This window comes from Flavobacterium glycines (assembly GCF_900100165.1).
In the GTDB taxonomy this organism is placed as follows: Bacteria; Bacteroidota; Bacteroidia; order Flavobacteriales; family Flavobacteriaceae; genus Flavobacterium; species Flavobacterium glycines.
In genome coordinates this window covers 1-21359 of record NZ_FNEO01000006.1, presented here as the reverse complement: position 1 = coordinate 21359, position 21359 = coordinate 1, and the positions used below count along the sequence as shown (strand labels likewise).

Below are 21359 nucleotides of genomic sequence, written 5' to 3'. Positions count from 1 at the left end.
TTAAAAAATTACCATCTGATAATTGCACTTGCCCAGGTAAAACCGCTACCAAAGGCCGCTAAAACGACTATATCTCCTGATTTTATTTTTCCCTGTTCCCAGGCTTCAGTCAATGCAATTGGGATAGAAGCCGCAGTGGTATTACCATATTTTTGCACATTATTATAAACCTGATCGTCATTCAACTTGAATTTATTCTGAATGTACTGTGAAATTCGCAGATTCGCCTGATGTGGAATCAACATATCAATATCCGAAACCTGTAAATCATTAGCTTCCAAAGCTTCATTGATTACTTCTGCAAAACGAACAACGGCGTTTTTAAATACAAATTGTCCGTTCATATGTGGAAAATAACTTTCGTCATCGGGATTATTATCAACTAAAATATCATTAACCCAGCGTCCTCCCATTCCCGGAGCGGTCAGGACTAATTCCTCGGCATGGATTCCTTCTGAATGCAAATGGGTTGAAAGAATTCCTTTTGTCAAATCTTCTTCCCGACTCAGGATAGCCGCTCCTGCTCCATCACCAAAAATTACGGAAACTCCCCGTCCGCGAGTCGTCATGTCTAATCCTGAAGACTGCACTTCGGAACCAATCACCAAAATATTTTTATACATTCCGGTTTTAATATACTGATCGGCAACTGAAAGCGCATACACAAAACCCGAACACTGATTGCGAACATCCAGAGCTCCCACGGTTCTTAATCCCAAATCCCGTTGTACTAAAACGCCCGGTCCCGGAAAATAGTAATCCGGACTTAAGGTAGCAAAAACGATAAAATCAATGTCGTCCTTGTCAATTCCGGCGCGCTCTATAGCAATTTTGGCAGCTTTGACACCCATAGAAGTTGTAGTGTCTTCTCCTTTAACAATATGTCTGCGTTCTTTAATTCCGGTTCGTTCCTGAATCCATTCGTCATTAGTATCCATGATTTTTGACAAATCATCATTAGTGACCACATTGGAAGGCACATAAAAACCTAAACCCGAAATTTTTGAATGATACATAGCAGTATTTTTAGATTAGAATAACAAAGAATGCGTCCTGCATTCTAACCTACAAATTACTACTTTTTCAATAAATAAAAAGATTTTTTACAATTTAATAGCAAAGAAAAAAATGAAAAATCAACATATTTTCAAATTCACTTCCTGATTAAATTCTAAAGAAGATTCATGTTCGAAGAAAATCACTTTTCTGTCAAAAACTGCTTTAATCAAATAATAACCACCTTTAAAATAAGATTGTTTTACAAGAACATTCATAATTCCTTTTTCATCCACTTTTAATTGATGTGGGTACAATAAAAGTAATTCGTCATCTTCTTCACTTACATTGATTAGTTGAGATAATTTCAATTCGTTAACTTCTCCAAAAAGAGAAGCAACATATTTATTAATAGGATTGTTATACAAACTATAAGAATCAGCCTTATCGACTATTTTTCCGTTCTGTAAAACAATGGTTTCATCGGCAAATGAAAGTGCATCGGTACTGTCATGAGTAGCCACAATACAGCTAATCCCTCTTGTTTTAAGATAAGCAAATAAATTGCGTCTGAGGGCATTTTTCCTAAAATTATCAATATGACTAAAAGGTTCATCCAGCAACAAAACTTCAGGTTCTAAAGCCAAAACCCTTGCCAAAGCCACACGTTGTTGCTGACCGCCGCTCAGGTATTTAGCCTTAACATCGGCAAACTCTGTCATCTCAACAATTTCAAGAAGTTCTTTAACACGGGCTTTTTTTTGTTCAGGATAAATATTCGATAAAAATTTACCCACATTCTCAGCCACAGTAGTATAAGGCATCAAATCAAAATCCTGAGACAAATACTTCATATAAGGCATTCCCGGAACCAAATGAAAACTAGGCCCTAAAACTTCTTCTCCATTCCAAAAAATACGTCCCTGATCTAAATCGTACAAACCATAAATCAACTTCAACAAAGTACTTTTACCGCAACCGCTTTCGCCAATTACTGCTATATTTTGTCCTTTTTCTACAGAGAAATGAATATTTTGAACTACTGGTTTTTCGGTGTAACCAAAGGAGATATTTTGAACTTGAAGCATTAGTATGAATTGTTATTTTTCTTGGATTGCAAAGATAGATTTCTTTGGTATAAAAAAATAAATATCTTTAAAAAGATAGCTCAAAATATTAACCGCAAATTGCACAGATTTTCAAAAAAAATCGTTTTTAATCTATGACGAATAAATAACCATATAAGTCATTGAAGTTTTTTTCATGTTAGAAAAAAGACAATTAGCTCCTATAAGTTTTTATAAAAAAACACCGCAGATTCACAGATTTCTTTATAATCATCTGTGGTAAAAAAAAAAAGTCGCTCCTAAATAAGGAACGACTTCTATTATATTCAAAAAGTCAACTAATTACTTCGCTGCTTCTTTTTCTGCGTCAGCTTTCATTTTAGCATTGGCAACAATTGCAAATTCTACACGACGGTTTTGGCTTCTTCCTTCTGCTGTATCATTAGTAGCGATTGGATCAGCAATTCCCATTCCCTGAATGGTAAATCTGCTGGCTGAAAGACCTTTACTTGCTAAATAATTTTTAACAGAGTTAGCGCGCTCACCTGAAAGTTTCAAGTTGTAATCAGCCGGTCCTGTGCTGTCAGTATATCCAAAAATAGTGATATCAGTATCCGGATATTCATTGAAAACAGCAACTAATTTGTCTAAGTTTGCTTTTGCAGCAGCAGTTAAAGTAGATTTATTTGTATCAAAACGAATTGCATTTTCGTTTAAAACCAATTGAATTCCTTCACCTACTCTTTTTACCTCAGCACCTGGAATAGCCTGATCAATTTCTCTGGCCTGTTTGTCCATTTTATTACCAATAACACCTCCGGCAACACCACCTACAACACCACCAATTACAGCTCCCATAGCGCCTTTTCCACCTTTTCCAAGGTTATTTCCAAGGATTCCTCCTATGATTGCTCCACCAGCAGCTCCAATAGCAGCTCCTCTTTGCGTTTTGTTCGTATTTTTTACAGCCTCACAACTTGTAAAAACTGTGCTCATTGTCATGATTAAAGCTAATGCTAATACCGATATCTTTTTCATAATTATCTCTTTAAAAATTGTACTTACTAATTAGTTTACACGTTGAAATTGGTACACTACATCTGTTAATTTTCCTCCAACATTAATTTTGTCAATTAACTGAAAAGAACTTTCTGTTTGATTGGCTACGTGTAATACATAACCATCTCTCACTTTTCTGGCTTTTTCACCGGCATCTAAAATTTTCAATATGAACTCTCCGTTTGAATTGACAAACCACGTAATTGGCGAACTAAAAACCGGACAATCGTATTTAGTTAAAGCCATATTCCCTTTATTGTTATTAGAAACAAATTTCCAGGTACTTCCTTCAAAACATTTTGAATCAGCTAATTGAAAAGAATTCACCTTAATGTATTCTGAACCCGGATAAGTAACCGAGCTAATAACCCAATTTCCTTTAATTCCGGTTTGAATTCCTCTGTCTAATTTGGTTGCTGTTACCGAAGATGTTTTGCAGGAAAATAGCGCTAATGCAAATGCTGTAACAAAAAATATTTTTTTCATCGTTTCTCGTTTTAATGATTAAACTAAGACAAAGATACAATCTAACTTACAGATTTTATTTCAAAATGCTATTATTTTATTACAAAATTCACAACTAAGACAATTTGTCACCTCCAATAAAATTGGTACTTTATTTGAACAAAAGCCTAACTGATTGTAAAACACTATAAAAATTTTTAAATATGACAACTGGAAAAATTAATGTTTCGGTGGAAAATATCTTTCCATTAATCAAAAAGTTCTTATACAGTGATCACGAAATCTTTTTACGTGAGTTAATTTCGAATGGAACCGATGCTACATTAAAATTAAAACACCTGACTAATATAGGTGAAGCCAAAGTAGAATATGGTAATCCTATTATTGAGGTAAAAATTGACAAAGAAGGTAAAAAACTGCACATTATTGACCAGGGTATCGGTATGACAGCCGACGAAGTTGAAAAATACATCAACCAACTGGCTTTTTCAGGCGCCGAAGAATTTTTAGAAAAATACAAAGACACTGCTAAAGATTCCGGAATTATTGGTCATTTTGGTCTTGGATTCTACTCTGCTTTCATGGTAGCTTCTAAGGTAGAAATCATCACTAAATCCTACAAAGACGAACCGGCAGCACACTGGACTTGCGACGGAAGTCCTGAATTCTCTTTAGAACCGGCTGACAAAACCGAACGCGGAACTGAAATCATCCTGCATATTGCCGAAGATTCATTAGAGTTTTTAGAAGATTCAAAAATCAGCGGATTATTGAACAAATACAATAAGTTCATGCCTATTCCAATTAAATTTGGAACAAGAACAGAAACATTACCTAAACCGGAAGACGCTCCGGAAGATTACGTAAATGAAACTGTTGAACTGGACAACATCATTAATAATCCTAATCCGGCATGGACTAAACAACCTGCTGATTTAACGGACGAAGATTACAAAACTTTCTACCACGAATTGTACCCAATGCAATTTGAAGAGCCATTATTCAACATTCACCTGAATGTAGATTATCCGTTCAACTTAACAGGAATCCTGTATTTCCCTAAATTAGGTTCTGATTTACAAATTCAAAAGGATAAAATCCAATTGTACCAAAATCAGGTTTTTGTAACGGATAACGTAGAAGGAATTGTTCCTGAATTCTTAACAATGTTGAAAGGGGTTATCGATTCACCGGATATTCCGTTGAACGTTTCCCGTTCGGGTTTACAATCCGATGCTGCGGTTAAGAAAATTTCTAACTACATCACTCGTAAAGTTGCCGATAAATTAAAATCACTTTTCAACGAAAACCGTGAGGATTTCGAATCAAAATGGAACGACATCAAAATCGTTTTGGAATACGGAATGCTATCGGAAGATAAATTCTACGAAAAAGCGGGTGCTTTTGTATTGTATCCAACGGTGAACAACAAATACTATACACTTGAGGAATTAAAAGAAAACCTGAAAGACAAGCAAACGGATAAAAACGGAAAACTGGTTGTTTTATACGCAGGAAACAAAGAAGCACAACATTCTTACATTGAAATTGCTGAAGAAAAAGGATATGAAGTATTACTTTTAGACTCGCCAATTATCTCACATTTAATTCAGAAATTAGAAAACGATAACCAAAACGTAACTTTCGTTCGTGTGGATTCAGATCATATCGACAACCTAATCAAGAAAGACGATACGGTTATTTCTAAACTATCTGAAGACGAACAAAACAACTTAAAAACAGCAGTTGAAGCAGTAGTTTCTAAACAAACTTACAAAGTACAATTGGAAGCTCTGGACAGTCAGGCAGCACCTTTTATGATTACGCAACCGGAATTTATGCGTAGAATGAAAGAAATGAGCCAAACTGGTGGCGGCGGAATGTTTGGAATGGGCAACATGCCGGAAATGTACAATTTGGTTATTAACACCAACTCTCCTCTGGCATCTACCATTTTAAATACCGAAGACAAAGCTAATCAGGAACACCTGGTAAAACAGGCTTTGGATTTAGCTAAACTATCGCAAAACCTGCTTAAAGGTGAAGCTTTGACTACTTTTGTAAAACGTAGTTTTGAGATGATTAAATAGTCTCAAGTAACATAGAATTAAGTATTAAGACCTGTGAGTGAAAACTTGCGGGTCTTTTTTGTTTTAGGAGTAAATCAAAATAATTTTGTAAGAATATTTTAATATATTTGACTTAACAAAAATAATCGAATGAAAAAATACTTTTTTATAATATCAATTTTTCTGATTCAAACATCTATTTACTCTCAAGATTATATCAAATCTGATTCGTTGAAAATTGATAAAAAAATTTATGAAATACGTCATTTAAGTTACGGAAAATCAAGTGGATTAAAACTATTCAAAGTTTTAACTTGTGATCTTTCTAATCTAAAAAAAATAGAAACCGAAATAAAAAACTGTTGGAATAATCATAAACTTGAATGCACAGAATTTTATATCATTTCAATTCCGAATTATCAAAATCTCCAATCGGATCAAGAAACAGATATTTTAATCAAATTTTTAGAAAAAATTGATGCCGAAAGAATGAAATTAAAATTATCAACCGCATTAGTAAAATACAAAATTTTAAAAGACTTTACTTGTGAATATTTTTTAGACAAGCCAAAAGAAAATTTAGACAATTTTAAAGATTATAAATTAAACATAAAACAATCAGAGATTTGCCCCTTTTTACTAAAATAAAATTTAATAGCGAGTAAATATTATTCTTATTTACAACAATAAGCAACTTTGTCGAGTACTGGATGAGATTGCTTCGTTCCGATAGCTATCGGAACTCGCAATGACACACTGGGCGCAAAGTCATTGCGAGCGATAGCGAAGCAATCTCACTAACAAGAGTAAATTAAGTCTCACAAAAAAACAGATTGAATCGCACAAAAAAGAGTAAATCAAGTCTCAAAAATCGAATTACATCGCTAGTCGCTCAATAAAACTAAAAAAAAGATGAAACCAGGATTTGTGTATATCATTACCAATAAATACCAAACGGTAGTTTATGTTGGAGTTACATCAAATCTTCCGCAAAGAATTTTAGAACATAAAAACAAGAAATACCCAACATCCTTTTCAGCCAGATACGATATAAGCACATTAGTTTACTATGAGCAATTTCAATGGATTGGAGACGCTATAGCTCGTGAAAAACAAATAAAAGCAGGTTCAAGAGCTTCCAAAAACAAATTGATTCAATCTATCAATCCTACATGTAAAGATTTATTTGAAGAAATTAGAGATCTAATGACTGAATAACCCCTGATAGCGTCTAAATGTTTTCCGTACCCTTAACGATAAACAACTTTTACAGAAATGACAAGCTTACTTAATAGATAACTAATAAAAAAAAACAATATGGTATATATAATATTTTGGTTTCTTCTTTTATTTTCGCCATTGCTATTCCAGTTTATCTTTGGGAACAAAGTGATTAAAGACAGTACTTCTTTCAGTTTTTTGGAAGTAATTTTGATAAGTTCGCTTGGACACATCGTTTTTGCGATTATAAATCTTGAACTAATGAGTGAATCTTTAAAACATGCAACCTATAAATGTGGCATGCCTTGGTTGGCTCTTTTAATGATGGAATACTTTTTTGGATTTGTGTTATTAATCGTCATTCTCACACAACTATACATACTATATCGCAAGAAGAAATCGAAAAAAAAAGTCCATAACAATTAAACATAAAAAGACCTATGAAGATACTATTAGTACTTCTAACTAGCTTTTTTGCTACAACATTAATGGGACAAAATCAACCCGGAAAACTCATTTTAATAACAAGTGGCCAACTTTCAGAATATAAAACCGTTAAAATTAACGATATCAATTTTGATTTAGTCCAGAATAGCAATCACGATACAATTTATCTTCAAACAATGGAGCCTAAATTTATAACTAAAGAAGGATATCATGTAGGAACACTATTCACAGAATTACCTATTACAATTCAACAAAACTTAATCAGATATCCGGGTTGGGGCTATTTTTATAAATTAACTTCAGGTTGGTCAATTAGATTTTGTGAAGGATCAACGTGTACAAACAGTTATCCAACAGCGGATTCAAAAATAAGATGGATATTCAAAAGAAAATAAAAGAACCATGCACGAAAAACCAACCTTATACTTTAAAAACGATTCCGAGTGGAGAGCCTGGCTACATGAAAATCATAGTACGCACAAGGCAGTATATTTGATTTTTTACAAAGTAGCACACGAAGCCGAAAGTATGCGTTGGGAAGAAGCTGTAAAAGTCGCTATTTGCTATGGCTGGATAGATTCTACAGTTAAAAAACTGGATGAAGACCGAAGACTGCAACTTTTTACGCCCCGAAAAGACAAAAGCGTTTGGAGCAAACTCAACAAAACCTACATAGAAGAATTGATTGCGTCCAATTTAATGCACGAAAGCGGCTTGCAAAAAATTGAAATCGCTCAGAAAAATGGTTCCTGGGAAAGTCTGGATGCTGTTGAAAACCTGGAAATCCCGGATGATTTACAATTGGCCTTTAATCAAAATCCTGTTGCCTTTACTCATTATCAAAATTTTGCTAAATCGTATAAAAAAGGCTATTTACATTGGTTAAATCAAGCCAAACGGTCAACAACTAGACAGAACAGAATTGCTCAAATTATCGATTTGTGTGAGCAAAATTGTAAAACAAGACAGTAGCAAACAAAAAAATACAATTATGGGAAAGAAATTAGCAGCAACAGAATTGGAAACCTTATTAAAAATACTGAAAGAGCGTTTTGAAAAAAACAGCCAGCGTCATGAAGGTTTGGAATGGAATAAAGTTCAAGCCAAACTCGAAGCCAATCCTGAGAAACTCTGGTCGCTAAACGAAATGGAAAGAACAGGCGGCGAACCGGATGTTGTTGATTATGATAAAAACACCGGAGAATACATGTTTTATGATTGTTCTGCCGAGAGTCCTAAAGAGCGTAGAAGTCTTTGTTATGACCGTCAGGCACTGGATTCCAGAAAAGAAAACAAACCTAAAAATAGTGTGGAGGATATGGCTGCTGCCATGGGAATTACGCTTTTATCAGAAGCCGAATATCGGGAATTGCAAAAATTAGGAAAATTTGACAGCAAAACTTCGAGTTGGATTCAAACTCCTGCCGAAATCAGAAAACTGGGCGGAGCTATTTTTGCTGATTTCCGTTACGGAAATGTCTTTATCTATCACAATGGCGCTGAATCTTATTATGCCGCCAGAGGCTTTCGAGGCTCATTAAGAATTTAAAAATCATTTAACACTTTTAGTGACTACTTTAGTTTAAGTTTGAAACTAATAATTGAACCCTAAAACAATGGAAAAATTAAATAAAGTAGCACAAATTAGCCTGCTATTCTGGTTAATGAAAATCGTGGCAACAACCTTAGGTGAAACTTTGGGAGATTATTTATCGATGACATTAAATCTTGGCTATCTAACCGGAATTTTTATTACGTTACTTTTCTTTTTGGTTGTTCTTAGTTTTCAATTAGTATCAAAAAAATACATCCCTGTATTTTTTTGGTTAGTAATTATTGCCACGACTACATTGGGAACTGAAATCTCTGATTTTATGGATAGAAGTTTACATTTAGGATACACCATGGGCAGCATTATTCTGTTCATTGGATTACTCCTAACTTTATTTTTTTGGCACAAAAAATTCCACTCATTAAGTGTTTATCCAATTTTCGAAAAAAACAATGAAATTTATTACTGGATTGCAATATTATTTTCAAACAGTTTAGGCACTGCATTCGGCGATTATTTAAGCGATGAAATTGGACTAAGTTACCTCAATGGTGCTTTATTCACCGCAGCAATAATTTTGATTGTGGTTATTTTACATTATTCAACTAAAATCAATCACAATGCCCTCTTTTGGATTGCTTTTATTTTCACCAGACCTTTTGGGGCGACTTTTGGTGATTTTTTAACTAAACCTCTGATTAAAGGCGGTCTGGATTTAGGAACTTTAAACGCTTCTATTGTTTCAATTACACTGATGTCTTTATTAATATTTCTATCACATAAAAAACATTTGAAACAACATACCTCTCTTTAAAATGAATTATAAACAACTTCTAATTCCAATATACTTTCTTTCCTTTTCAATACATGCCCAAAATACGGAAACTAAAGAATTTGACATTCTCAATCAGCCTAAACAATGGCAATTGCAATTTCAGGATAGCGGAACAAAAGACTGGCAATCCAAATGGTTCTTAGACGGACTTCAGGCAAATATCAAAAATACCAAAGCAGGAATGTTATTCAGCACAGGAACTACCGCTGGGACTGATGCCGGTCATGCTGTTTTATGGACAAAGGAATCCTTTAAGGGAAATGTGAAATTAGAATACAATTTCACAAGAAAAGATACTGAAACTAAATGGGCTATTATTTTATACCTGCAGGCAACCGGTACAGGCGTTGCTCCTTATGTTGAAGACATTTCGAAATGGAATCACTTAAGAGAAATTCCGGCTATGAAAACCTATTTTACTAATATGAAAGCTTTGCATATTAGTTATGCTTCCTTTGAAAATGACAATACCGACAGTAAAAAAGATTATATCAGAGTGCGCCAATATCCTGTAGCTCCTGGACAAAATTTCAACACTACTACCGAAATTCCGAATCCTTATTTTGAAACCGGATTGTTCAAAACGGATGAAACCTATAAAATTACAGTGATTAAAACCAATGAAAAACTTTATTTTAAAGTTGTTGGAAAAAACAGTTCCAAATTATTCTCCTGGAATCTTAAAAACCATCCAGAACTTATTGAAGGACGAATTGGTTTAAGACAAATGGCAACAAGAAATGCTTTATATAGCGATTTTTCCATTTACACAAATAAGTGAGAAAATTACACTTTATAGCTAAAAAAACTTAGATTTGTAATTCACTATTTAGCTAACCGTTTTATTATGAATTACAAAACTACTGCATTGTATCAACGATGCTTTCTGGCGCTGTTACTGCTGTTTAGTACAGCTACTTTTGCTCAAAAAACAGAAAAATTCTTCCCTTCCAAAGATTTAACTTCGGTGGGAGTTTATTATTATCCGGAACATTGGAATCCTTCGCAGTGGGAGCGCGATTTCCAAAACATGGAGAAAATGGGATTTGAATTTACTCATTTTGGTGAATTTGCCTGGGCACAACTCGAACCCGAAGAAGGCAAATACGATTTCAAATGGCTCGATAAATCCTTAGAACTGGCTAAAAAATACCATCTTAAAGTAATTATGTGTACTTCAACCGCCACGCCTCCGGTTTGGCTGGTTCGCAAGCATCCGGATATTTTGGCAACTAATGAAGACGGCACTAAAATGGATCATGGAACACGCCAGCATGCTACTTTTTCAAGCAATTATTATCGTTCCTATTCGATGAAAATGATTGCCGAATTAGCCAAAAGATATGGAAATGATAAAAATGTAATTGGTTGGCAAGTGGATAATGAACCGCGTCGTTTTCTGGATTACGGACAGGATGCACACGAACGTTTCCGCAATTGGTTAAAAAATAAATACAAAACCATCGATGTACTTAACGAAGCCTGGGGTAACAATTTCTGGAGCGGAACTTACAGTAGTTTTGACGAAATTAATATTCCTAAACACGGCATTTGGGGAATGAATTTACACTCCCAACTGGATCATTATCGCTTTGCAGATGACGAAACAGCTACTTTCCTTGACGAACAAGCCAAAGAAATCCGCAAATATTCCAATCCGGATCAATGGGTTACTTCTAATTACATTCCAATGTATGATGTGGGTTATGTGGGAGACAGTAAAGAACTGGACTTTGTTTCTTACACCCGTTATATGGTTTATGGTGGTGATTTAGGCATTGGACCAAAAGGTTATCGTGTGGGCGAATATTCACGCATTGCAATGTCGAATGATTTTTTCCGTCCAATGAAAGGGGCTTACGGTGTAATGGAATTACAACCGGGACAGGTAAACTGGGGAAGCATCAATCCGCAGCCCTTACCGGGAGCTATGCGACTTTGGTTGTGGCATGTTTTTGCCGGCGGAAGTAAATTTACCTGTACCTATCGTTTCCGTGCGCCTTTGTACGGTTATGAGCAATACCACTACGGAATTGTGGGCACCGATGGAGTTACACCTACTCCCGGCGGACAGGAATTCAGCCAATTCATCAAAGACATTGCTGCTTTGAGAAAAAAATACAATCCGAAAGCACAATTACCAAAAGATTATTTGCAACGCAAAACCGGAATTCTGTTCAATGCCGATAATGTAATGGGAATTGATTTGAACAAACAAACCAACCAATGGAATACATTTAATCATTTTACAAAATATTATAAGGCTGCAAAATCTTTTGGAGCTCCGGTGGATTTTGTTCGTGATACAACTGATTTTTCAAAATATCCGGTGTTGCTAGTCCCTGCTTATCAAATGATTGACCAGCAAATGATTGACAAACTAGCTGCCTATGCTCAAAACGGAGGAAACTTAGTAATGAGCTGCCGTACAGGAATTCAAAACCGAAAAGGGCATTTATGGGAAGCTAAATTCTATGAACCGATGTGGAAATTAATTGGTTCCGAAGTAGAATCTTATGATTTATTGATGCCGCAATCACCGGACAAAATCAAATTCAACAATCAGGATTTTGACTGGGTAAGCTGGGGCGATTTATTAAAACCAAACAAAGGAACCGAAATCTGGGGCACTTTCCAGGGCGATTTCTATGCGGGAACTCCGGCTGTGATTTCGCGTAAATTAGGAAAAGGAACGGTGACTTATATTGGCGTTGATTCTAAAAAAGGAGATTTAGAAAAACAGGTTTTGACCAAATTATACCAACAACAAAATATCCCTATTGAAAACTATCCGGAAGGAATATTGGTAGAATACCGCGACGGTTTTGGGATTGCTGTAAACTATTCGGATAAAGTTTATGAAATGAAATTGCCTGCCAATGCCGAAATTATAATTGGTACAAAAGCCATGAAAACAGCTGATGTGTTGGTGTGGAAATACTAAAAAATTTGGGACATGGATGAAACAGATTTAAACAGATAAACACTGATTTTTTTCATTAATACCTATTTTAAAGTATGAATTGGGTAGGGCTTTAGCCCGATTTACAAATTAAAGTTTCCAAAAGGCTTTAGCCGAAATCTAGATCAAGATTAGGCTAAAGCCTTTTTTTATGCCAACGGTCTTGCTGAAGATCAACTAACCTATACGAAACAAACATCACGACAACAGAAGCTTGTACTAAAGACACGGAAGCTCGCATCAGGCTGACGGAAGAATGAATCAAGACATCGAAGTATATAAATAGAAGTCCGAAGCATGCAACAGGGAGTCCGAAGCTCGTTTCAGGGCATTCTTTTTGCTTCTGAAACCCTATTTTACTGGGCAGAACACAAAAAACACTTTAATAATCAAAGTCGTAGTTTATAAGATTTAATTTCTATATTTGAAGAACGTATAAAACGAGATAAAATTTCGCCAATCTACCCTATTTGGGTTGTATAAGCGCTACTTTGTAGCGAGTACACATAATTTATGCTTAACTCTGTAACACGATTTCAACAAACAAGCCACGAGATAATCTTGTTAATAATAAAATATTTCCTCCCTTTAAAAAACTTTCCAATTTTGTAAATTGCGAGAAATTAAATTTTAGTAATAAATGGTTAGTTATTCTGCAATAAAAGATAAGTTGAAAATTGAAGTTGAACGCGAAAATAATATTGGTGTAGCTCATCTTACTCATTATTTTCAGAATCATATCAACGGTGTATCTCAGCATTATATTGAGCCTGCAACATCATATTTAAAAAAAATTTCTGAAGATTTAAATTTGGTTGAAGAGCCTCAAATGCAACAATTATTACCTATACAATTTGATGTTCCATTTCCACCACCTGAAAATTACGATTTTACATTTATTGATTTATTTGCTGGAATTGGAGGCTTCCGAATTCCTACTCAAGAGCTAAATGGTAAATGTGTCTTTACTTCTGAATTTAATTATCATGCACAACGGGCATACGAAATTAATTTTGGAGAAGTTCCATTTGGGGATATTACTAAATTGGATTTAAATATTGTTCCAAAACACGATATTTTAATGGCTGGTTTTCCTTGTCAACCATTTAGTATCTCGGGTAAAATGAAAGGATTCGAGGATACAAGAGGTACATTGATTTATAATGTTTTACAAATAATCGAGTTGAGAGAACCAAAAGTTGTATTACTTGAAAATGTAAAACACTTAGTACATCACGATAAAGGCAGAACCTTAAAGATTATACTTAAACATTTAGAAGAACTAGGATATAAAACTTCCTGTGAGATACTAAATTCGTCGGATTTTGGGGTTCCTCAAAATCGAGAAAGAATTATTATTGTTGGACACAAAAAGAAAGAGTTTGATTTTTCAAAAATCAAAACAATACCTAAACCAATTTTAAAAGGTTTTTTAGATAAAGATGTTGAATTTGAATATTTGAACGAGCCTTATACATTAATTGAAAATCCTAAAACTCAAACAAGTGGGTTAATCTTTATTGGCTATAGAAATAAAACTATTAGAAAAGCTGGAGTTAGACCAGGTACTGAAAATCTATCAAGGGTTCATAAGCAACCTAATCGTATTTATTCTTCTGATGGTTTGCACCCTGCGTTACCATCACAAGAAAGTTCTGGTCGATTTTGGATTTATGATAATGGAAAAGTTCGGAAATTAACCATTAATGAATGTTATAAAATCATGGGATTTCCAGAAAATTTTATTAAAATAAATAATCTAAGTGAATTATATAGGCAAGTTGGCAATAGTGTTTGCGTTCCTATGGTCAAAGAAATAATGAAAGAAATAAAAAAACAATTACTATAAAATGGCTACACCATCAGAATTTCTTAATGAACAATATAATGACGCAATGTCAATCGTCGGCTCAAAAGAAACAATTACATCAAAATTAACTGAAACTGAACAGGCTCTTATAAATACCATTTTGCAATATTCAGAATCAGCAAAAGGAGTTCTCACCGTTTTTATTACAAGTGTAGTTTATAAAATATTGAATCCACAACAAGATATAAGAAATCATCAGGATGGAATTCAAAATGGATATTCTGGTAGAACTTTTGATAACAAAAATATTACACCATTTTTAAAACAGCATAAATTTCCCGCCATGGCTGAAAGTGGTTGGCTTACACGTTCCCTAGAACAAAAAGTTCCTTATGACTTGAATTATACAGGTTCAATTAAACCAGACAATTTAAAAGGGGCATTTTTAACTTTACTTGACAATATCCAAAAAGGAGCAGATTGCAAAGAATATTTAAGCTTTATGCTTCAAGGATTAATTATTAAACGAAATCAACATACAATTGATTTAGCAAAACCAACAGCGCTCTCTATTAATTCAATTTTATATCTTTTGGGAAATCATTTTAATGCTACATATAAAGCAGAAGGTGCTTCGCGCCTTCCTGTTTTAGCATTTTATGCGATTTATGAATGTTTAATAAACGAAGCTAAGCGTTTTGAAAACAAACAACTACTTCCAATTGAAAGCCATACCTCCGCTGATGCAAGAAGTGGTAGAATTGGAGATATTGATATTATTGATGAAAACGAAAGATCCTTTGAAGCAGTTGAAGTGAAGCATGGAATCACTATAACTTTACAACTAGTCTTGGATGCTTATGCAAAATTTCAAACAACTCCCGTAAATCGCTATTATATACTTTCAACTGCGCCACAACCTAACGAAGAAGAATGGGGTAAAATTCAAGACGAAATACAGCGCATTAAAAATGTGCATGGTTGTCAGTTAATTGTAAATGGAATTATGCAATCATTAAAATATTATTTGCGCTTACTTGACAATACTTTTGAATTTGTTGATAAATATGTAAATCTACTTGAGAACGATAATGCATTAAAATTTGAACACAAAGAAAAATGGAACAAACTAATTAGTGAAATGAGCTAATTATAAAAGGCGAACACATAACAGCGGTAACTGTCCCCCCACGCTGCCGCACGAAATGAAATTCGACGAAGTCAATCCTTTCTTGTAGCTTCTTGATACATTTTGTCAAAACCTTTACATTACAAAGATGGCATAATTACCAAAATTTGGTAACTTTACTTAAAATTGTAGCAATTATGGGAAAAAACACATCAATATCATTAGGTCATCATTTTGAAAGTTTTATAGAACAGAGTGTAAATGATGGAAGATTCAACAACGCCAGTGAAGTAGTGAGAGCCGGTCTTCGTCTTTTAGAAGAGGAGGAAAATAAAATTATAGCTTTAAGAAAAGCGATCAATGATGGAATAGAAAGCGGACGTGCAGTAGATTTTGATGCTAAAAAACATCTTGCTGTTTTAAAAGCAAAAAAGAAATCAAATGGCTAAATATTATTTAACAAATAAAGCTGTTGAGGACTTATCGGACATTTGGGACTATACAATCGAAACCTGGTCTGAATTGCAAGCTGAAAAATATTACTATTTACTTTTAGCATCCTGTGATGATTTAGCAAATAATCCGGAATTTGGTAGAAACTATGATATGGTGACCAAAGGAATATTAGGTTTTAAATCAGGAGAGCATATTATCTTTTATTCCATTATAGCAAAGAATGAAATAGAAATCATAAGAATTCTCCATGGAAGAATGGATTTAAAAAGCAAACTATAAACAACATCACTCACGCTTCCGCATAAATTCTTTCGTGTGGAATCTTGAAAGACCACCAACTATTTCATTCCAAACTCAAAAAAGCTTCACCAATATGACTAATAATATCCGAGGCTATAAACGATTGAAATCCGGTTTTAGGCACAGCAATATCAGCCGTTAATCCGTGTAGATAGACTCCTAAAATAGCCGCTTGAACAGCTTCATAAGATTGTGCCAACAAACTTGTAATTATTCCGGTCAGTACATCGCCACTTCCGGCCGTTGCCAAGGCTGGATTTCCTGTGGTGTTTTTATAAATCGTTTCGCCGTCAACAATATGCGTGGGAACTCCTTTCATCACCACAATCACATTATATTGCAACGAAAAAGAAATGGTTTTTTCGAATTTTTCTTCTTCCGAATTCCATTCCCCTATCAATCGTTCCAGTTCTTTCGGATGAGGCGTAAGTATCGTTCTGGCTGGTAAAAGAAGAAACCATGCTTTGTTTTTTGATAAAATATTCAAAGCATCGGCATCAATTACCAAAGGAGATTTATTGGTTCTTAGCAGTTTCAAAAAAGTCTTCTGAGTCACTTCGTCCTGCCCCATTCCGGGACCAATTCCAATAGCATTGGGCTGAAAATCGAAATTGATATTGGAGATACAGCGTTTCTTCGCATCGGTCAAAACCATCACCTCGGGAATCGCAATTTGAAGAATTTCATAGCCACATTTAGGAACAAAAGCAGTCACTAATCCGCAGCCTGTTTTCAGCGCCGCTTTCGAAGACAGGCAAACAGCCCCCATTTTTCCATAACTCCCGCCAATAAGCAAAGCATGTCCCTGGATTCCTTTGTGCGTATCCACAGCAATGGTTTTGTAATGCTTTAAGACTTCATTTCGGTCGATAGCAATTGACTTCAACATAAAAGTTACTTTTTAAAAATATACTCTAATTTAGTTCTATTTCCGTTAATAAAATAAATTTCTCAACTATTTTTCTTTGCCACCAATTACCGATAAACTTTGACTCTCACGCCTTTGTTACTCAAAATAAAAGCAATAAATTAGCGCCATCAAAATTTACACAAAAATCATAATGAAAAATACTGCGCTAACGCACATACACGAAGCCTTGGGAGCAAAAATGCTACCGTTTGCAGGATACAATATGCCTATAACTTATGAAGGAATAAACGCTGAACACGAAACCGTGCGAACGGCTGTTGGTGTTTTTGATGTCTCGCACATGGGGGAATTTTTACTTTCTGGTCCAAATGCCTTAGCCTTGATTCAAAAAGTAACTTCTAATGATGCTGCTACCTTGACAACAGGAAGAGTACAATATTCCTGTTTACCTAACAACGAAGGCGGAATTGTAGATGATTTATTGGTTTACAAAATGAAAGAAGAGCAGTATTTATTAGTGGTAAATGCTTCCAATATTGATAAAGACTGGGATTGGATTTCGGCTCATAATGATTTAGGGGTTGAAATGAAAAACCTTTCTGACGACTATTCTTTATTGGCTATTCAGGGACCTAAAGCTGTTGAAGCTTTACAATCATTGACTTCAGTAGATTTATCTTCGATAAAATATTATCATTTTGAAGTAGGTGATTTTGCAGGAATCGAAAATGTGATCATTTCGGCTACAGGATATACAGGTGCCGGAGGTTTTGAGATTTATTGTAAAAATGAAGAAGTAGAACAAATCTGGAACAAGGTTTTCGAAGCTGGAGCTCCTTTTGGTATTCAGCCAATTGGTTTAGCAGCCCGTGATACTTTACGTCTTGAAATGGGATTCTGTCTTTACGGAAACGACATCAACGACACTACTTCGCCAATAGAAGCAGGATTGGGTTGGATTACAAAATTCAATAAAGAATTTACAAACTCAGATACTTTAGCAAAACAAAAGGAAGCCGGAGTAACTAAAAAACTAATCGGTTTTGAAATGCAGGAACGCGCTATTCCAAGACACGATTACGAGATTGTTGATGCCAATGGAAATACTATTGGAATTGTAACTTCAGGAACTATGTCGCCTTCATTGAACAAAGGTATCGGAATGGGATATGTAACTGTGGACAATAGCGCTGTAGACAGTGAAATCTTTATTCGAATCAGAAAAAAAGATGTAGCTGCCAAAGTGGTAAAAATGCCATTTTATAAAAACTAAAACTTTAAAAAAAACAGAATAATTGTATTTTTGCACCGTTAAAAAAAGAATCAGAAATGGGAAGAGCATTCGAATTTAGAAAAGGAAGAAAAATGAAACGTTGGGCTGCTATGGCCAAAACATTTACCAGAATTGGTAAAGATATTGTAATGGCTGTAAAAGAAGGAGGTCCAAATCCTGAAACCAACTCCAGACTGAGAGCTGTAATTCAAAATGCTAAGGCTGCTAACATGCCTAAGGACAACGTAGAACGCGCCATTAAAAATGCATCTAACAAGGATACGGCTAACTATAAAGAAATTTTATTTGAAGGATACGCTCCTCACGGAATCGCTATCCTGATTGAAACGGCTTCTGATAACAACAACAGAACCGTAGCTAACATCCGTAGTTATTTCAACAAATGTAACGGAACTATGGGAACTCAGGGTTCGGTAGAATTCATGTTTGATCATACCTGCAACTTCCGAATTCCAAAAGAAGGTTTGGATGCCGAAGAATTAGAATTAGAATTCATCGATTTTGGTGCCGAAGAAGTTTTTGAAGACGAAGACGGAATCTTAATTTACGCACCTTTCAACAGCTTTGGAACTATCCAGAAAGAATTAGAAAACAGAAGTATCGATATTCTTTCTTCAGGTTTTGAAAGAATTCCTCAGATTACTAAAAAACTAAACGCAGAACAAATTGCAGATGTTGAAAAATTAATCGAGAAAATCGAAGAGGACGATGACGTAATGAACGTTTATCACACTATGGAAGAAAACGAAGAATAAATTCTTCAACAAAATATTTTATCAGAGAGAGTTTAGCATTTAGTTAAACTCTTTTTTTTATGGCGTTCCCTCGTTGCAGAACTTTTGGATAAAAAATTCCATTTTGTTCAGCAACGAGGTCGGGCTTTCCGCTACAAGTCCTCGTCCCGATAAAAAAATCGGGACTGCGGGCTATCCGCTTCAATCCCTAACACAAACCCCTAGACAAAATAATATTAAAGAATTATTTACCTTGTTTCCAACTCTTATAAAACAACGGAGATTCATAAGACAACATACAAATCCAACCCACTAAACAGGCTAATGCAATTCCTTTTATTCCAAAATAAGGAGCCCAAAAATAAGCCGCAATTACTCTTCCTAACATTTGTGAAAAGGTAGCATTCAAAGTAATTTTCATCATTCCTAAACCTCTGAAATATCCCTGAATAACATTAGTAATTCCAGGAAGAAGATAAAGAAACACCATCACTCTTAAATATTTTACACCTTCACTAATGATATCGTTAGCTCCTTCACCTACAAATAACGAAATAAGTTCTTTTGAAAAAAACAAAACTACTAGCATTGCCAAAACAGAATAAACAACTTCCATTTTGAAACCTATGCGAAATCCTCTACTTATTCGGGAAAAATTTCTTTTACCATTATTTTGAGCTATAAAACCTGTAGTCCCATGCGCAATATTTTGTTGGACAACCATCACAAAATCATCAATTCGGGTCACTGCATTAAAGGCCGCAATAGCAACCACACCTAATGGATTTACCGCACCTTGTATGAAAAACTTACCTAAATGCAACGTAATTTGCTGCATAGCTGCCACTGAACTATAACTAACAATTGTTCGCAACAAATCTTTATCAAAAACAAAATCCTTTGATTTAAAACGTAAAATTGGAATCCGAAATCGAACATAAAGAACACAAAATAATGCAGCTATAGCCTCGGCCATTACAGTTGCCCAGGCAGCACCTTCAATTCCTTTATGCCATTCCACCACAAAAAGATAATCCATTACAACATTCAACAAAGCTGAAGCTATCAAAAAATAGAGCGAGGCTTTAGAATTCCCCATACTTCTCAAAGTAGAAGCATAAATATGATAAATAAAAGAAAAAACTAAACCAATAAAAATGATTTGTAAATAGGAAGTGGCATCATCTAAAATAACCAAAGGCGTATTTAAAAAAAGGAGTATCGATCTTGAAAAAACAAATCCAAATGCGATTAATACTAAGGTAAAAGTACCACCAGCAATAAAGGAAGTCGATATTAACCTCTTCAATTTAGAATAATCCTGTTTACCAAAACTTTGCCCCATCAATACCGACATGCCTAAGCAAATTCCTATAATTAAAAAAAGTAAAATATTCATTACTGGACTCGCAGCACCTAATGCAGCCAAAGCATTAGCACCAATATACCTTCCCACAATTATTGAATCAGTCGCGTTGTAAGACAACACAAAAAAATTACCAATAATTAAGGGCAAAGTATAATGAATAATCTTCGGAGTAATCGCTCCGCGGGTCATGTCCACTAATTTTTCTTTACTCATAGTTTTATAAATTCTTAAATTAGGTTCCAAAAATACATATAAAACAAAAAACCCTATCCGAATTGGATAGGGTTTTCAAAGACCCGAGGGCATTAGCCCGAACGGAGCGAAGCTAAAGGGGACGAACCGAGGCTTTAGCCGAACACGTCGTTCCAATGAAAAAAAAGAAGCCCAACCTGAAAAGATTGGGCTTCAATAAAGAAAGGCGACGACATACTCTCCCACAAAACTGCAGTACCATCTGCGCAGGCGGGCTTAACTTCTCTGTTCGGGATGGGAAGAGGTGAGCCCCGCCGCAATAACCACCTTAAGGTTTTTAGTTAATGGTTTGTTGTTTTTAGTTTATTGTTTTAAACTGATAACTCACAACCCATAACTGCTCGCGTCGAGCTAATATCTTAACATACTGAGATAAAGAAAAGTATTTTAGTATTAGAAAGTTTGCTGTCCCAGCTTACACTGGGACAAGCGGATGTACATAAGCTTACAGGTTATTAGTACTACTCGGCT

At 34.9% G+C, this 21359-nt stretch carries 21 protein-coding genes and 1 rRNA gene; 15 read left to right on the top strand and 7 right to left on the bottom strand.

Translation table 11 applies throughout. The annotated features are described in order from the left end of the window. Positions 1 to 8: 8 nt before the first annotated feature. From BLR17_RS12800 to BLR17_RS12785, 4 genes are all read right to left on the bottom strand, one after another. Positions 9 to 1016: a 3-oxoacyl-ACP synthase III family protein gene (locus BLR17_RS12800; RefSeq protein ID WP_066328780.1), complete on the bottom strand. Its 1008-nt coding sequence runs from the start codon at positions 1014 to 1016 to the stop codon at positions 9 to 11. Positions 1017 to 1136: 120 nt separating this feature from the next. After that, complete coding sequence (locus BLR17_RS12795; protein WP_066328779.1) at positions 1137 to 2084, bottom strand: ABC transporter ATP-binding protein; 948 nt, start codon at positions 2082 to 2084, stop codon at positions 1137 to 1139. A 321-nt stretch (positions 2085 to 2405) separates the two neighbouring features. Beyond that, a complete protein-coding gene (locus BLR17_RS12790) occupies positions 2406 to 3101 on the bottom strand; it encodes a YiaD family glycine zipper/OmpA-like lipoprotein (protein WP_066328777.1) in 696 nt (231 codons plus the stop codon). Between the two features lie 30 nt (positions 3102 to 3131). Next, positions 3132 to 3608, bottom strand: coding sequence for a lipocalin family protein (locus BLR17_RS12785; protein ID WP_066328776.1), 477 nt, complete (start codon positions 3606 to 3608; stop codon positions 3132 to 3134). 182 nt (positions 3609 to 3790) lie between these two features. Here BLR17_RS12785 and htpG point away from each other — a divergent pair, with 182 nt between their 5' ends. The 13 genes from htpG (at position 3791) to BLR17_RS12715 (ending at position 16347) form a co-directional block, all read left to right on the top strand. Next, entirely contained in the window at positions 3791 to 5677 is a 1887-nt protein-coding gene (gene htpG / locus BLR17_RS12780; RefSeq protein WP_066328775.1) for a molecular chaperone HtpG, read from the top strand. A 129-nt stretch (positions 5678 to 5806) separates the two neighbouring features. Beyond that, positions 5807 to 6304: a hypothetical protein gene (locus tag BLR17_RS12775; RefSeq protein ID WP_066328773.1), complete on the top strand. Its 498-nt coding sequence runs from the start codon at positions 5807 to 5809 to the stop codon at positions 6302 to 6304. Between the two features lie 264 nt (positions 6305 to 6568). Then, positions 6569 to 6874, top strand: a complete 306-nt coding sequence (locus BLR17_RS12770; RefSeq protein WP_066328770.1) for a GIY-YIG nuclease family protein — start codon at positions 6569 to 6571, stop codon at positions 6872 to 6874. Positions 6875 to 7317: 443 nt separating this feature from the next. Then, positions 7318 to 7719 carry a hypothetical protein gene (locus BLR17_RS12760; RefSeq protein ID WP_139068385.1) on the top strand — a complete coding sequence of 134 codons (402 nt, stop codon included), beginning with the start codon at positions 7318 to 7320 and terminating at the stop codon, positions 7717 to 7719. Positions 7720 to 7726: 7 nt separating this feature from the next. Then, the gene (locus BLR17_RS12755; protein WP_066328765.1) at positions 7727 to 8296 is read left to right on the top strand and encodes a YdeI/OmpD-associated family protein; all 570 of its coding nucleotides are present in this window, start codon (positions 7727 to 7729) and stop codon (positions 8294 to 8296) included. 19 nt (positions 8297 to 8315) lie between these two features. Beyond that, positions 8316 to 8873, top strand: a complete 558-nt coding sequence (locus tag BLR17_RS12750) for a DUF4256 domain-containing protein (RefSeq protein ID WP_066328764.1) — start codon at positions 8316 to 8318, stop codon at positions 8871 to 8873. Between the two features lie 67 nt (positions 8874 to 8940). Next, on the top strand, positions 8941 to 9690 hold the full coding sequence (locus tag BLR17_RS12745) for a COG4705 family protein (RefSeq protein ID WP_066328763.1): 750 nt from the start codon (positions 8941 to 8943) through the stop codon (positions 9688 to 9690). A gap of 1 nt (position 9691) precedes the next feature. After that, positions 9692 to 10492, top strand: a complete 801-nt coding sequence (locus BLR17_RS12740) for a DUF1961 family protein (protein WP_066328761.1) — start codon at positions 9692 to 9694, stop codon at positions 10490 to 10492. A gap of 66 nt (positions 10493 to 10558) precedes the next feature. After that, positions 10559 to 12655, top strand: coding sequence for a beta-galactosidase (locus tag BLR17_RS12735; protein ID WP_066328760.1), 2097 nt, complete (start codon positions 10559 to 10561; stop codon positions 12653 to 12655). A gap of 658 nt (positions 12656 to 13313) precedes the next feature. After that, complete coding sequence (locus BLR17_RS12730; RefSeq protein WP_217635907.1) at positions 13314 to 14522, top strand: DNA cytosine methyltransferase; 1209 nt, start codon at positions 13314 to 13316, stop codon at positions 14520 to 14522. Position 14523: 1 nt separating this feature from the next. Then, on the top strand, positions 14524 to 15633 hold the full coding sequence (locus BLR17_RS12725) for a hypothetical protein (protein WP_066328758.1): 1110 nt from the start codon (positions 14524 to 14526) through the stop codon (positions 15631 to 15633). Between the two features lie 176 nt (positions 15634 to 15809). Beyond that, the gene (locus BLR17_RS12720; protein ID WP_066328996.1) at positions 15810 to 16061 is read left to right on the top strand and encodes a type II toxin-antitoxin system ParD family antitoxin; all 252 of its coding nucleotides are present in this window, start codon (positions 15810 to 15812) and stop codon (positions 16059 to 16061) included. Next, positions 16054 to 16347, top strand: a complete 294-nt coding sequence (locus BLR17_RS12715; RefSeq protein ID WP_066328757.1) for a type II toxin-antitoxin system RelE/ParE family toxin — start codon at positions 16054 to 16056, stop codon at positions 16345 to 16347. Before BLR17_RS12720 ends, BLR17_RS12715 begins: the two co-directional genes overlap by 8 nt. A 64-nt stretch (positions 16348 to 16411) precedes the next feature. Here BLR17_RS12715 and BLR17_RS12710 read toward each other — a convergent pair whose 3' ends face one another. Further along, positions 16412 to 17257 carry an NAD(P)H-hydrate dehydratase gene (locus BLR17_RS12710; protein WP_066328756.1) on the bottom strand — a complete coding sequence of 282 codons (846 nt, stop codon included), beginning with the start codon at positions 17255 to 17257 and terminating at the stop codon, positions 16412 to 16414. Between the two features lie 172 nt (positions 17258 to 17429). Between BLR17_RS12710 and gcvT the strand changes: the two genes are divergently transcribed. Continuing rightward, positions 17430 to 18512 carry a glycine cleavage system aminomethyltransferase GcvT gene (gcvT, locus tag BLR17_RS12705; RefSeq protein WP_066328755.1) on the top strand — a complete coding sequence of 361 codons (1083 nt, stop codon included), beginning with the start codon at positions 17430 to 17432 and terminating at the stop codon, positions 18510 to 18512. A gap of 56 nt (positions 18513 to 18568) precedes the next feature. Continuing rightward, positions 18569 to 19288 (top strand): YebC/PmpR family DNA-binding transcriptional regulator, encoded by a 720-nt coding sequence (locus BLR17_RS12700; protein WP_066328753.1) that lies wholly within the window; start codon positions 18569 to 18571, stop codon positions 19286 to 19288. Positions 19289 to 19511: 223 nt separating this feature from the next. Here BLR17_RS12700 and BLR17_RS12695 read toward each other — a convergent pair whose 3' ends face one another. Both BLR17_RS12695 and rrf read right to left on the bottom strand, forming a co-directional pair. Continuing rightward, positions 19512 to 20849, bottom strand: coding sequence for an MATE family efflux transporter (locus tag BLR17_RS12695; protein WP_066328995.1), 1338 nt, complete (start codon positions 20847 to 20849; stop codon positions 19512 to 19514). A gap of 200 nt (positions 20850 to 21049) precedes the next feature. After that, positions 21050 to 21159, bottom strand: a 5S ribosomal RNA gene (gene rrf, locus BLR17_RS12690). Positions 21160 to 21359: the final 200 nt, after the last annotated feature.